This window comes from Microcoleus pseudofavosus SVA1_A4 (genome assembly GCF_036700565.1).
Taxonomy (GTDB): domain Bacteria; phylum Cyanobacteriota; class Cyanobacteriia; order Cyanobacteriales; family Microcoleaceae; genus Microcoleus.
This window is the reverse complement of record NZ_JAUBPE010000123.1, coordinates 1-13,252: the sequence shown is the minus strand read 5'-3', so window position 1 is coordinate 13,252 and position 13,252 is coordinate 1. Positions and strand designations below refer to the sequence as shown.

12 protein-coding genes and 1 pseudogene are annotated in these 13,252 nt (G+C 44.4%); 11 read left to right on the top strand and 2 right to left on the bottom strand.

Going from position 1 to position 13,252, the window contains the following annotated elements:
* The 3 genes and pseudogenes from QUA02_RS31560 to QUA02_RS31550 form a co-directional block, all read left to right on the top strand.
* A pseudogene (locus QUA02_RS31560) lies at window positions 1-293 on the top strand (hypothetical protein); the annotation flags it as partial.
* Between the two features lie 19 nt (window positions 294-312).
* On the top strand, window positions 313-3,105 hold the full coding sequence (locus tag QUA02_RS31555; protein WP_333033611.1) for an AAA-like domain-containing protein: 2,793 nt from the start codon (window positions 313-315) through the stop codon (window positions 3,103-3,105).
* 276 nt (window positions 3,106-3,381) lie between these two features.
* Entirely contained in the window at window positions 3,382-4,440 is a 1,059-nt protein-coding gene (locus QUA02_RS31550) for a potassium channel family protein (protein ID WP_333033609.1), read from the top strand.
* Between the two features lie 292 nt (window positions 4,441-4,732).
* On the opposite strand, the gene QUA02_RS31545 is transcribed toward QUA02_RS31550, so the two are convergent.
* A complete protein-coding gene (locus QUA02_RS31545; RefSeq protein WP_333033607.1) occupies window positions 4,733-6,316 on the bottom strand; it encodes a tail fiber domain-containing protein in 1,584 nt (527 codons plus the stop codon).
* On the bottom strand, window positions 6,316-6,651 hold the full coding sequence (locus QUA02_RS31540; protein ID WP_333033606.1) for a hypothetical protein: 336 nt from the start codon (window positions 6,649-6,651) through the stop codon (window positions 6,316-6,318). The genes QUA02_RS31545 and QUA02_RS31540 overlap by 1 nt, the downstream gene beginning before the upstream one ends.
* A gap of 55 nt (window positions 6,652-6,706) precedes the next feature.
* On the opposite strand from QUA02_RS31540, the gene QUA02_RS31535 reads away from it, so the two are divergent.
* From QUA02_RS31535 to QUA02_RS31500, 8 genes are all read left to right on the top strand, one after another.
* Window positions 6,707-7,204, top strand: coding sequence for a hypothetical protein (locus QUA02_RS31535; protein WP_333033605.1), 498 nt, complete (start codon window positions 6,707-6,709; stop codon window positions 7,202-7,204).
* Entirely contained in the window at window positions 7,201-7,797 is a 597-nt protein-coding gene (locus QUA02_RS31530; RefSeq protein ID WP_333033604.1) for a hypothetical protein, read from the top strand. The genes QUA02_RS31535 and QUA02_RS31530 overlap by 4 nt, the downstream gene beginning before the upstream one ends.
* Before the next feature lie 18 nt (window positions 7,798-7,815).
* On the top strand, window positions 7,816-8,211 hold the full coding sequence (locus tag QUA02_RS31525) for a hypothetical protein (RefSeq protein ID WP_333033601.1): 396 nt from the start codon (window positions 7,816-7,818) through the stop codon (window positions 8,209-8,211).
* Between the two features lie 41 nt (window positions 8,212-8,252).
* Window positions 8,253-9,908 carry a hypothetical protein gene (locus QUA02_RS31520; protein ID WP_333033600.1) on the top strand — a complete coding sequence of 552 codons (1,656 nt, stop codon included), beginning with the start codon at window positions 8,253-8,255 and terminating at the stop codon, window positions 9,906-9,908.
* Window positions 9,909-9,916: 8 nt separating this feature from the next.
* On the top strand, window positions 9,917-10,927 hold the full coding sequence (locus tag QUA02_RS31515) for a hypothetical protein (RefSeq protein WP_333033599.1): 1,011 nt from the start codon (window positions 9,917-9,919) through the stop codon (window positions 10,925-10,927).
* A 16-nt stretch (window positions 10,928-10,943) separates the two neighbouring features.
* Complete coding sequence (locus QUA02_RS31510; protein ID WP_333033597.1) at window positions 10,944-11,330, top strand: hypothetical protein; 387 nt, start codon at window positions 10,944-10,946, stop codon at window positions 11,328-11,330.
* Window positions 11,331-11,338: 8 nt separating this feature from the next.
* The gene (locus QUA02_RS31505) at window positions 11,339-12,538 is read left to right on the top strand and encodes a hypothetical protein (RefSeq protein WP_333033596.1); all 1,200 of its coding nucleotides are present in this window, start codon (window positions 11,339-11,341) and stop codon (window positions 12,536-12,538) included.
* 180 nt (window positions 12,539-12,718) lie between these two features.
* On the top strand, window positions 12,719-13,252 hold a 534-nt coding region (locus QUA02_RS31500; RefSeq protein ID WP_333033593.1), incomplete at its 3' end, for a hypothetical protein.

Here is a 13,252-nt window from a genome sequence, read left to right as displayed (position 1 = left end):
CAGATTGCACTCACTTTCTTCACTTCTCTGCTGCAAAAGCGATCGTATCCCTCTTTAAAAACTGTCCGGAGTATTGTAATTATGGAGTCTCCAAGCAAGAACTTAAAAGTTGTATCGGCGGTGTCTTTGTAGTTCCTGGTAAAGAAGTTGATGCCAAGGCTGCTAAAAATAAAATGACAACAGCATCCATATTGTGCCAAGCTGATTCGGCTGGTACAAGTAAACCAGCCGAACCCACCTATGAAAATGGTAAAATTGCTTGCGGTAAAGGCACAACAGAAGTAACCAAATAATCTAACTCTAGACAATATAATGACAGTCGATTACCAATATCAAATCGGCGGCAGTCTCCCGCAAAATGCAGCTACTTATGTAGTGCGCCAAGCTGACTCAGAACTTTATCAAGCCCTCAAAGCGGGAGAGTTTTGTTACGTACTCAATTCCCGACAAATGGGCAAATCCAGTTTGCTGGTGCGAACTGTACAAAAGCTCTCCGCTGATGGCATTGCCTGTGCTACGATCGACCTTTCGGACATTGGCAACCAGCAAGTCTCTCTGGATAAGTGGTACGGCGGGGTCGCTTACAAACTATTGTGCAGTTTCAACCTGTTTAACCCAGTCGAGTTTATGACTTGGTGGCGGGAGAGAGAGTTGATGTCGCCAGTGCAGCGCTTAGGAGAGTTAATTGAAGAGTTGCTGCTGGTCAAAATTTCTCAAAACCTGGTCATTTTTATTGATGAAATTGATAGCGTTCTGAGTTTCCAAGAACCGCTAGACGATTTCTTTGCATTAATTAGATGTTGCTACAATAAACGGGCTCACAATTCAGAATACCAGCGCATTACATTTGCTTTGCTGGGAGTAGCTACGCCATCGGATTTAATTAGCGATGCAACTCGCACGCCTTTTAATATCGGTTTAGCTATTGAATTGCACGGTTTTAACTTACAAGAAGCTCTGCCTTTAGCAAAGGGATTTGAGGGACAAGTAGACAATCCTCAAGAGGTTTTAAAAGAGATTTTGGACTGGACTGGAGGGCAGCCATTTCTGACTCAAAAGCTTTGCAAGCTGATTCTGCACCATATAAAAAGCTTAGCCTCCGCTTCTATTATATCAGATTTAACGGATGAAAACCGAACTGAAATTATCAATACAAATAAATTATTAATTAGCGAGATAGTGCAATCTCATATTATTGATAATTGGGAATCATCCGATGAACCTGTACACATCAAAACAATTCGCGATCGCCTTCTCAGAAGTCAGCACCGCGCCAGTAGGTTATTAGGACTATACCAAAAAATATTGCCACTTTCAGAACCCCCCTTGTTAAGGGGGGCAGGGGGGATCTGCGCCGATGATACTCCCGAACAAACTGAATTGCAGCTGAGCGGATTAGTAGTAAAACGAGCCGGAAAATTAACCGTATCCAACCGCATTTACGCAGCTATATTCAGCCATAACTGGGTAGAAAAAGCACTCGGCGACTTGCGCCCCTATGCCGAATCTCTAACAGCATGGATAGCTACAAATTGTCAAGAAGAATCTCGATTGTTGCGCGGTCAAGCACTGGAAGATGCGCGAAAATGGGCGGCAAATAAAAGCTTGAGTACCCAAGATTATCAATTTTTAAATGCGAGTCAAGAAGCGGAATTTGCTAAGTTCCGCTGTCAAGAAAAACAGCATCAAGCTGAAATAGAACAACTGCGTCGCGAAAAAAAATTACTAGAGGAACTAAGCGAAGCACAAAAGCAGAAAAAAGTGATTGCACTTAAACTTTGGCGCGAGCAACAACTGAGAGTGCAAACAGTTACAGGAGCCGCAACAATATTAATATTAATTCTGATAGCAGCCTTTTGGGTTAAACCGTCAATCGAAGAAAGAAACAACAAAATTCTCACTCTCAGTTTGCTATCAGAAACGCTCTTGGCTGCGGATAAAAAAGAGGAAGCTTTGCTAGAAAGCATTAGAGCTGTTACAGAAATGAAAGGATCGCTCGGAGTGAGTTCAGATATTCAGATGCGAGTGGCGATCGCCCTCGAACAGGCAGTTTACAGCTTTCGGGAACGCTGCCGCTTGCAGAGTCAAGCCAGTACCCTTGCTTTCGCGAGTTTCAGTCCCGACAGTCAAACAATTGTGACGGCTACCGATGATAATTATATCAAACTTTGGCAAACTAAGGGAACTTTGCAAGCAACATTAGCTGGCCATACTGATAAAATTAGAAATGCCATCTTCAATCCTAGCGGTCAGCTCATTGTCTCAGCCAGCGACGACAAAACTCTCAAAATTTGGCAAAAAAATGGCAAATTAATTCATAATTTAAAAGGACACAGCGGTCAAGTAACAAGCGTATCTTTTAGTCCAGATGGTAAAATCATTGCTTCAGCAAGTGTCGATGGAACTGTGAAACTATGGAAAATCAACGGTGAAGAATTGTCAAGTTTTCAAGTAGAGCGAGGTTGGATAACCAGCACGAGTTTTAGCCCAGATGGTCAGATAATTGCTGCGGCTGGTACTGATGGCACTGTTAAACTTTGGAGTTTGAGCAAGATTAAGGAAAAGTTGCAAAAACAGCAGTCAATCGAAGCAAGCACCGATATCAAATTGTTCCGAACTTTACAGATTGAAAGTGATAAAATTATGAGTGTAATTTTCAGTCCAGACGGAGCAATGCTGGCGGCGGCAAGTGCTGGGGGAACTGCGATAATTTGGAGCAAAGACGGCACACCGCTAAGTATTTTAAAGCATACAAGTGGATTGACAAATATCAGCTTTAGTCCCGACAGCCAAATGTTGCTATCTGCAAGCACAGACAAAATGGTGAGGCTGTGGAATATTGACGGTACATTGCTCAAAACTTTAAAAGGTAACAAGGATGCTGTTTGGAGTGCGAGTTTTAGTCCAGACGGCAAGGCGATCGCAAGTGCTAGTGCTGACGGTACGGTGATGCTGTGGAATCTCAATCTTGACGATTTGCTGGTGCAGGGCTGCAATGTCGCCCGCAATTATTTTCAGACAAATCCGATCGCAAATCAAAACAATCGCCACCTCTGCGACGGGATTGAAACTCAGTCAGGCATTAGGCAAAAAAACCCCGGTTAAGAGTCAATCAATTTTAGATTTTAGATTTTAGATTTTAGATTTTAGAATTGAAGCATTGACCCCACGGATAAATTCGGGGGGCAAGTTTCATCGGATACAGGTTTTTTATTTCTCCACGGATGAATCCGGGGGCTTGTATCCTCGATGCTTTCGGTCAAAATGTTGAGTTTGGCAGCAAAGCATCTAGGCAGAAACTGGCTTTTTGACCGCCTCTAGGTCTAGGGCTGATATGGTTACAATTGGTAGCAGCTAATAGGTAATAGGTCAGCCCGATCGGTGTATTCAACTCTAGAGCAAAAGTACCAGCGCCTGCAAAAAGACTTAACAGGCGGAGTCATCGCCCTTGGCGGCATTTTCTGCACGGGTACTCTCTGGTATTGGCAGGTGGAAAAATGGTCTTTGCTCGATGCCGCTTACATGACAGTATTTACCTTAGCAACTGTCGGCTACGGTGAACTTCAGCCCCTCGGCCAACGCGGGCGAATGTTTACCATATGCCTGATTTTGATGGGCGTGATTGTGATTGGTTTCATCGTCAACCGCTTTACAGAAGCGCTGATTCAAGGATATTTTCAAGAAGGAGCAAGAATTAGGCAGCAGCGGCGCTTGGTAGATTCTTTGATCGGGCATTACATTCTCTGCGGTTTTGGGCGCACTGGCCGCCAAATTGCCTTGGAATTTCAGGCCGAATATATCTCTTTTGTGGTTATAGATTCGGCGATACAGTCGGTTGAGGCAGCTTTGGCGCTGGGGTACACGGCTGTGCAAGGAGACGCGACTCTGGACGAAATTTTGCTGAGTGTGGGGATCGATCGGGCAATTTGCATAGTAGCAGCTTTGCCTTCGGATGCCGAGAATTTATACACTGTCATGTCAGCGAAAACTCTGAATCCGAAGGTACGGGCGATCGCCCGCGCCACCACAGAAGAAGCCGTAAAGAAGTTGCAGCGGGGCGGTGCCGATGCCGTCGTATCCCCCTACATTACCGGCGGAAAGCGCATGGCGGCGGCGGCTTTGCGGCCTCAAGTTATGGATTTTTTAGACGGTGTTTTGACGGGTACCGAGAGTTCTTTTTACATGGAGGAATTTCTGGTCGATCCCAATAGTTGTGTCTACGTCGGGCAAACTTTGAGAAATGCCAAGTTGCGATCGCAGTCGGGCGCCTTGGTTTTGGCGGTGCGGCGCGCTGGCGGGACTTTGATTGTGGGGCCTACGGGAGAAACTGCGATCGAAGGAGGAGATATGCTGATTTGTTTGGGAACTGCGGAACAACTGCGAACTCTCAATCAAATCCTCAGTCCCCTGAGTTTTCGCCTCCCCCGGCCCCCGAACTAAGTTTTTCTCGCGTCTAGATTGTCTGTTATGTGCGAGGGGGAAATGATTCTCTGAGTTTTAATATGGAATTGAAATATACAATTTAAATGCACCACAGCTTAATACGATGTCAGGTTTGTAGTGAGGAATACAAGTCCTCTTTTTATCAATCAATGAATCATGACTAAAGTTTTTACTACAAACCTAATGAATCGTTAAATGTGTTGCTTTTGTTTTGCAAAAATGGCTGAAACCCCAAAGCCGATGGTGGGATTTGAACCCACGACCGTTCGATTACGAAAGCATTTGTTAACTATTTGTTAATTGTCGCTAACTGCAATCGCAATTCCTTGATCTGCGATTCTAATTCTTGAATAGCTTGCACAGCACAAGCTACAATACAAGAGTAGTCAATACCGTACAACTCTTCCTCTGATGTTGTCGCTGTTACTGCTTCGGGTAAAACTTTTTGCACTTCCTGAGCTATAAAACCTATCTTATTTTTAAAGATTTTCCCAAGTTTCAACGATTTCTTATCATCTATACCAAGGTATTCCCAATGGTGGTATTTTTGAGGGAAAAGCGCAAGAATAACACTCAGTCCTGGAGCCTGTGAAAAATCACTTTTTACCCGCTTGTCGGATGTTTGGAAGTACGAGCCGTTTACGTCAATTCTGGCGACACGATTGGATATAGTGGGCACAGCATTAGGGTTTCCGGGAAGGCGAAAAAAATTAAAGGCGTCGCCCCCGCCGTTGCCGGAATAATTGCACAATTCGGCCGTACCTTGCCCGATTTGCACAGAATTCCATGAGAGTACAAAAGAGTTGCCGGCGACAAGTGCAGTGGGTAACGGGGCCTTTATTTGTGACGGTGATCCTTCGTGAAAAATTTTATAGCTAACATTTCCCAAGCTCCAGCCACCCACAGATAATTGATTGTTGATATCCAGCCCAAGGTGGATACCATAAATTCCCAGACGATGCAGGGAAAGATAAGCGGCAGAAGCAGGATTCGCCGATCGAACTTCTAGCCCGCAGTTATTGGCTGGATCGTTGTTGGCAGTTGCAATTCCCCCGATACTTGTTCCTACTGCTTTTGTTGTCGCAGTAAAAGTTTGAGCGTGGTTGGCAGGATCAAAATTTCCGTCATTCCAAATCCGTCGCCACGGCTGCCAAACGCCTCCATTTATCGTCCTGAAATAGAATTCATTATTGATGTTGTACTGGCAAACCGCCTGCATTCCCCACAGATTGGTAATATTATCGTGCCTTACTTGGAATCCATGAACGTGACTCATTGAGGGGGGGAAGGTTCCCCCGCCGTAGTAACAATCAATAAAACCTGACGTAGTAAAATTAGCTTCGAGATTAACGCCAGCCCCACTGGCTTTAGACCAGTTTGAGCCAAAGTTTATCCGGCTGCTATCAATTCCATCTACACTTTCAGCATCCGCAGCTTTTGCAGTTATGCCCAAATAGCGCGCATCGCCCCTCGTATTGTTGAGATATTGCGAATGTGGATCTGTTGCATTTACGTGGGCCGTATCAGCCGCCTGAAACTCTGCATCGCGGGCAATTGTTGCTGGCAACTCGGCATCGGTAATTGCTACAGATTTTAGCCTGTACTGAGTATGCGGATCTGTTGCATTTACGTGGGCCGTATCAGCAGCCTGAAATTCTGTATCACGAGCAATTGTTGCTGGCAATTCCGCATCAGTAATGGCCGTCGCACTTTGTCTGTACCGCCCGTCGCCTTCTAGTTGTGTCAAATAAATTGGATGCGGATCAGTTGCACCAGCGTGCGCGTTAATCGCTGCTGAAACTTCGACATCCATCGCATTCTCCGGGGGGAGATCGGCGGCCGTGATCGCTCGCTGCTTCTTAATTAGTGGCATTAAATTATTATTAAATCTTCACAATTGATAGTGGTTGTCCCCCCGATCGCCATTGCTGCAATTGCTCCCTGAAAACAAGCGGCCGGCTCCTCATAATAGAAGTCTGTGGGTTCAAGTCGTGCAACTTGCGTAACAAGGGAGACAGTATTGCCGTGCCCCAAAATCATAGGGAGAGAGCCGGAGTTATACACCGTGAAAGTACAGCGGTTTTTCAGCGTGGCGCGATCGATGCCAATAATACTAGGCGCGGTACCTAGCGAAGGATTGGTCGGCACTGCACTATTGGGTAGCCGAGTTTGTTGCTGTTGCTGAGTGAAAGTGCGTACTAAGCCCATATTGTGTAATTAGAGATTTAAGATAGTATTAGTATACTATTTATATTTTGCAAGTATGGCAGTAATCACCCCGGGAGATGGCGGAACAATTCAAGCAACAACAGCAGAGGGGCAGGCTTTCCAATTACTCCAATGGTGGCAACTTCAGGAGGAAAATCAGGCGATCAATCCCAACGGGGAAGAATATTTTACTGGAAGTAAAAATACTGACACCAACAATAAGTTTTTTGAGGGTACTTGGAAAATCCCAGCTAATTTCAGTCCCGCTCCTTTGGTTTTGAGTGCTAGTGAAATTTACCAGGGGCTAACCTTTATTAGAGGTACTGGGGGCACTTTTGGTTCGATATCGCCTACCGCCTACACCCTGGAAGTGCTGCTGTGGCTGGTACAGCGTGAGAATGATAGCACTTTCAACCCAGATAGATTCAATTACATAACCGCTCGATACGACGCAAATTTAAGGATTTTTGAGGGCACATTTAAACTACCTTATCAAACTTCTTTGCTCCCAAATGGTGGCACTCAAGATACTGCCCGGACTTATCTGCTATGAGTGACGAAAAAGAAGGTAGGAGTTACACCGGTGACATTCTTCTAGACTTGCAGGGGATATCGACACCACAAATTATTTTAGATTGCGGGGCAATTTATACCGATTTGTGTGGGTGGATTGCTCAGTATGCTGCATTACCTACCACGATAAATCCCCCGCCCATATTTTACAGCAAGCCGGGTTTTCAATTTTTTATAGAAAACTTATCGCTAAATTACTACGCTCGCAGTTTACCAGAGGCGACGGCGCCAGAAATTAAGCCAAATTCCACACAAAACGACAAACTTATATCTGCCAAAGAATTAGTTCGTAATTTCAAGAGATTTGAGTTAACCGTACTTCAACGGAAAAATTCTGCAGATACTTGGAAGATAATCGGCATAGAAGACTTGCATAACTATGGAAATATTTTTAATTATGCCAATCTTAAAAACCCTTTTCTTACTCAGGGCGCTGTTGATATATTTGGGCAAACCACACAATTAGCAGTTAGATTTCGAGATAAAGATATCAGCCGCCGTATTGAACTACCGATTACAGGAAACGATATTTTAACGGTTCGTGGATGTTGGCGGGCAATAATTACACTTTAGTTTTATTTGTGAAGTTTTATGAAAATTCAGCAAGATGAATTAGATGGAAAACTTTTGTATAGATTAGATAATGGTGAGGAGTGGACAACTGAAGCCCATTTGTCAGCATTAACTGAATTTGTTGAGCGGCAGGCAATTGAAACTGCTAGACACACAAAGGAGTATCGCAGGCTAGTCGGTCGCTTAGACAATTTAGAGGGTCGAATAAAGAATTTGACCAATGAGATGCCACCGGCAAATCAAATAAATCCAAAAGTTTTTACGTCTTTAGGTGATATTACTTTGGCAAAAATTGCCAAAAACTATCTAGAAAAAGGTGTTAATCCTGAGCCTCTCGATGAATTTATAAAGGAAGTATTAACTAGATTTTCTAATCAGATATTTATATCGCTGTATGAGAACGAAAAAGAATGAAAGGAATCGGCGCAACTCAATCAAGCGGTCAAAGCGTGGGAGTGATTGGCGCAACTCCTACAGGGGTTGAGATTGGCTTGAATGCAGGTGGCATCGGTCAACTTGGAATCTCCACCGACTACGGCGGCGGTATAGTTGTCGCAATTTTTGGGCAAAAGATAGTTTGGGGAAGAGAAGGCGGAAAAATTTACTACAATTTCGGTGGGCTTGAGGTTATTGTTGAGGCTAGAAATTGCGTAGTTGTAGAGACTCGAAAAATATTAGGCCAAGTTGTTGATTCGCACGTTTATCCTGATCCGGGTTGTAAGTTGCCACCAGAGCCGTCAGAGCCGTCAGCACCAACGCTATCACCAACTGATTTTTCTAGCGATGGTACTGATATGTTAGGAACGGGGTTGGCTTATGTTGCTGTTTGTAGTCAGGTTGTTGGTGAGATTACTTACTTTTACGGAAAACAAACGAGTTTAGTCACTGTCGAAATAAACGGATTAGAAAACAAACGATTGCCCGATGGCAGTATTGATATAAGCGGTGTATCTTATACGGATACTACAGAAGTGCAAACAACTGACACTAGGGAAGGGCGGAGCGGTTTCGCTAAAAGAATAGTGTCTAGACACGATCCTTTTGCAAGTTTTAATTTTCAGGCGGGTATTCGGTGGTTATCAAGTGCTAGTTCTTTTAGTCGGCAAGGGGAGAGTTCTTATACTGCAACACCACAAAATTATAGTTATGGCGATGTCGGCGGAGAATATGGATATCTTTTTTATGGTAGTCAAGAAAGTTTAAAAGCTTGGATTAAAACGTTTAATAGCAGCGCTGGAAGCAATTATGATCAATATGGAACGAAAACAACTAGACGTATAAAAGTGTGTGAGACAGTGCCCGTAATACCACCATCAGGTAAGACAGTGCCCGTAATACCACCATCAGCCGGAAATCAACCATCTATGTCTGACTCATGTTGTGAATCTATGTCTGCCGACATTGCCGATCTTATGGAAGTTTTGGCAGTTAAAGAAATTCTTGCAAAAAAAATGACTTTCCCTTGGGCTTGGCGGATGCCGGGTGGACAGGGTGAGGAAATCTTGATGGATTATCCGAGCTTGATGAGAGCGATCGCCCAACAGATCGATCACCTTGGCATTCACCCGCCCAAACTGAGTATCAAAGATATCAATAATGCGATCGCTGGCGACCAATCCATAACAAATCAATTCCCCAGCGTTACTCAAGCATTCGAGGCTCTTATGGCTCAGGTTTGGGATGCTAATGCGGACGTTGATACCCTCACAAATTTTCTTTACCGCTTAGCTTGGTTGAACGTGCAGCAGAGCTTCAATATGGCTCAGTTGACGGGCAGCGTTGAAAGCTTGAAGGATATGATTGGAGGCGAGACAGAACCGCTAGAAACCGAAATAACAACGCCTTTTAATATCGAGGCCGGCGTCGCACCCCAAAAACCGAAATCGGGTAAGGGATTCGGAAAACCGGGCAATAATGGAAAGGGTGGGAAAGGTGCCGCGATCGACAACCGCATAGACGCCAACACCGAAATAAGTACGGAGGCAATGCTTCCTGAGTTCTTGAAAATCCGAAACAATCCGATTTTGGTTGATACTTTTTCAGGCAAACAGGATATTTTCGATTTACTGTTACTAATCAGAGCCGACTTAGAAAAACTAAAAAATAAATAGGAGAGACTATGGCGACCAAGCCACCAGGAAAAGATATAAAATTTAATGCCGCCCAAAGCAGTAGTGCTGCCACTGTGTATGGCGGTGTTGATGAAAGTTGGATTTCTAAGATTCAGGGTACATTTAGTTGGTTCAAGATTCCACAATTTGACTTAAAAAAGGGGTTTGACGATTTAAAGGCTTTTATTACCAAAGCTTTAAGAAGCGACTTGCCCAAAGAAATTGGCAACGCAATTATGGGTAATTTGCGAGAGTTATTCGGGCAAGGAAAACAAGAGATTAAAAAAAGAATTGGCTCCTTAGTAGAAGTGGCCGGAAAATCTTTGGGGCAATTATCAAACACCGCCGAAGGTCAGGGCTTGGCAATATTTGGCGCTCTTTCGGCTCTATTCGTCGGAGGCGGAGTGCTATTAGGTGCAGGGCCCGAAGTAATTACGGGAATGCTTAGATTCCAGCAATTAGCCTATGCTTTCAACTTCAACCAAACCGACGAACAAATTGAGAAACAGTTGGAGGGTTCTATCACTTCGCTGTACGCCGCTGCGGGGCAAACGTTAGGCGCGGGTTTAGCTAGTTTTCTTAGTGGCGGAGTTTTTAAGATTCCAAGGGTTCAAATCAATATGACAAAAATCGGAATTGTATTTCGAGCTTTAAATGAAGAAGCGCGAACGCAATTAATGTCACAATTGCGAACTTTAGCACGAACCGCTTTTTTTACAGGGCTGCGAATGATGGGGCAAATATTTTATAGAAGTACCCGTAAGTGGTTAAAAGCAATTGCCAAAAAAGACCCCAATCACCCATTAATTAAATTGATTCCAGGGGGAGCAAAAACAGTGGCACTGTGGGGTGAAAAAGGACAAGCGGCTTGGAGTCCTAGCCTGTACGTCAGCAAAAAACTCGAAGCTATTGCGGTTAAGAATAAAGATATTGCCGCATTATTAGAAAATGCTGTAGAAAGTTTTGGCGAATCTATTCAGGAATTTTTGCCAGAATTGGTCAGACAACCTATTTCTTAATAAGGGGAATTAAATTATGGCTCCTAGAAGTCCTACAATTAGAGTACCAATTGCGGGGCAACGTTATCCTCGATTAACCCAAAGCGGACAACTACTAAGCAACCAACAGATTGGGCAAAATATCGACAATTGGGTTAACAGTGTATTTGAAGAAGAACTCCGGCTAACTGCTTTTTTAGATGTTAATACTCGGCGCCAAATTCGCCTAGCGACGGGCATCGGCGACATGACAACCTATGTCGAACAGTTTAATAATGGGTTTGCTCAAACTTCTCAGTTAGCATCAAAAGATAAGTCAATTCAAGGCAAAGAAGCTTTTGGAGAAGCTTGGAACGATCGCCCACGGTTAAAAAAGATTTCAATTGAGGGCAGAATTGTCTACAAACCCAAAGCTAAAACGTAGAGGTAATTATGGCAACACCAACGCCCAAGGGAGGAAGCGACCCGCAAAATTACGACAAATTTGAGCGCAAGATTACGGAAGAGGTTAACAAGCGCGAGGCTCCTACTTTTATTGAGGGTCAACCGATTCCCGTAAATTATGAGGAGCGATCATACTTCGATGTTTACAGCCTAGATTTTGGCCGCTTAGATGATGAGCCTCCATTGATAATTGCAGGTAATGAAGCTCAGATCGCCCTGCAGTCGTCAATGCTGCGAGCGACCGATCAGCTTTTAGGTGCGAGGGGTTTAGGGCCGTTTAACTTCTCGGTGTGGGCGAAAGAATTTGAAAATGGCTTCCCAAGCTTCCAAGGTTCCGCTGAGCTCAAAAAAATGCGAGCAAAGGAACCTTGGCCGGGAGTGGCGAAGGAAAATCGGCCTTTAATTATTGAAATGAAACCCGATAAAACTGCCGTAGCTTGGGATTTTTACGTCGTTCAGTTTTTACCCGATCGCAAACGCAAAACCGAGTGGCAAATATTTTCGGGGTCTTATAGAGATATTGCGCGAGAAATTCTCAATTGGTGGAATCAAAAAGGGGGTGGCGGGGAAGCTTCAGGCAGTAAGCCACGCTTGACATCTGATATTTCGCAATTATCAAAACATCCGTATATATCACTTTATTTTAGAGAGATTCCTGCTAGTGGCCGAAATGGCACTCCTCTGGAATCTGAGATCAGTTTTCGACTGATGGATGAGATTGAATATGAGGGTTTGTTACCAGGTAAATCCGTGATTAGCTTGGCAGATATCAAGCGTTACGCTAAAGCCATTGAACGAATTTTCAACCCCGTACCTGACAAGCCTTACACGATCGCACGCGGGCGCGGATCATACACTTATAATAATTGGCCGCTAGGTTACAAGCTTTGGCTGCTTGCAAACTCGGCCTCAGAGGCGGAACGAGTATTTAAAAATATATTAGCAATCAGGGGTCACACTTTTGATGAGATTTATATGGGTGTGGGAGCGTCCAGAAATCCAGCCAGAAAGTACCCTATAACTCAGCCGAAAAAAAAAGTGATCGGCGAAGACAAGGCATTGCCAAACCAAAGACAAACTGGAAATATAACTTTCCGTTGGGCAAAGCTAGTTCTTCCAATGACCAAAGAAACCTTAATTCTGGTTTCGCGTGAAGCAAGGATGCGAGTAGACGAGCGACTGCAATGAGTCAAAAACGACTCCCTAACAAAACTTTACAAAAGGCTTTAAAGGTTGTTTAAACGATCTCGGAACATTTAAGTCTTCCGAGATAACTAGCGATACCTAAAACCCTTATCTCAAAAGCGTTTCAGCTCTTGACAGTCTTTAAGGGGCTGTATATCGTAGGCAGTAAGTAACGAGGTATTTATGCCCTTAAACAAATATGATAATAAGGTACTCGTATCGGTACCTCTAGACAATTCCCTGATTTATGTTTTCGCGACCAATGTTGATGCCGTGGCTCGGACTGCACTTGGTCACACGGTTGTTCCTGCAACAACGCCCGCCCTAGCCTTTCAAGGGGGCAACAGTCCCAAACCCAGACGCGCCCGCATCTTAACGGCTGATGGCTGGAATTCTAGTTTTATTTCGAGCGCTGCTGCGGTGATCACTGCTGCGAAAACAGCCGGATGGCAGGTGCAAAAATTCACAAAACAACGCGGCCTTGTACCTGCATCAGGAGCTAGGGCAACGACTGTATACGTCACCGTTCGCGGCATCAAGTACGCTTGGAACATCCCAAACGAAACGATCGCCACAATTACGCAGGCGAGTTTAACCGCTTTAGGTGTACAAATTGCGACAGCAGCGGATTTGCCAACACTGGTATGGGGCGCATCTACTCCAGTCCCAGCAAAAGCAACATTTTTCTCAGCAGCAGGCCCTGGCGGTGGCGACAAC

Coding starts and splice junctions, on each gene's coding strand:
- QUA02_RS31555 (WP_333033611.1), top strand. CDS start 313: ATGACAGTCGATTACCAATATCAAATCGGCGGCAGTCTCCCGCAAAAT.
- QUA02_RS31545 (WP_333033607.1), bottom strand. CDS start 6,316: ATGCCACTAATTAAGAAGCAGCGAGCGATCACGGCCGCCGATCTCCCC.
- QUA02_RS31540 (WP_333033606.1), bottom strand. CDS start 6,651: ATGGGCTTAGTACGCACTTTCACTCAGCAACAGCAACAAACTCGGCTA.
- QUA02_RS31535 (WP_333033605.1), top strand. CDS start 6,707: ATGGCAGTAATCACCCCGGGAGATGGCGGAACAATTCAAGCAACAACA.
- QUA02_RS31530 (WP_333033604.1), top strand. CDS start 7,201: ATGAGTGACGAAAAAGAAGGTAGGAGTTACACCGGTGACATTCTTCTA.
- QUA02_RS31525 (WP_333033601.1), top strand. CDS start 7,816: ATGAAAATTCAGCAAGATGAATTAGATGGAAAACTTTTGTATAGATTA.
- QUA02_RS31515 (WP_333033599.1), top strand. CDS start 9,917: ATGGCGACCAAGCCACCAGGAAAAGATATAAAATTTAATGCCGCCCAA.
- QUA02_RS31510 (WP_333033597.1), top strand. CDS start 10,944: ATGGCTCCTAGAAGTCCTACAATTAGAGTACCAATTGCGGGGCAACGT.
- QUA02_RS31505 (WP_333033596.1), top strand. CDS start 11,339: ATGGCAACACCAACGCCCAAGGGAGGAAGCGACCCGCAAAATTACGAC.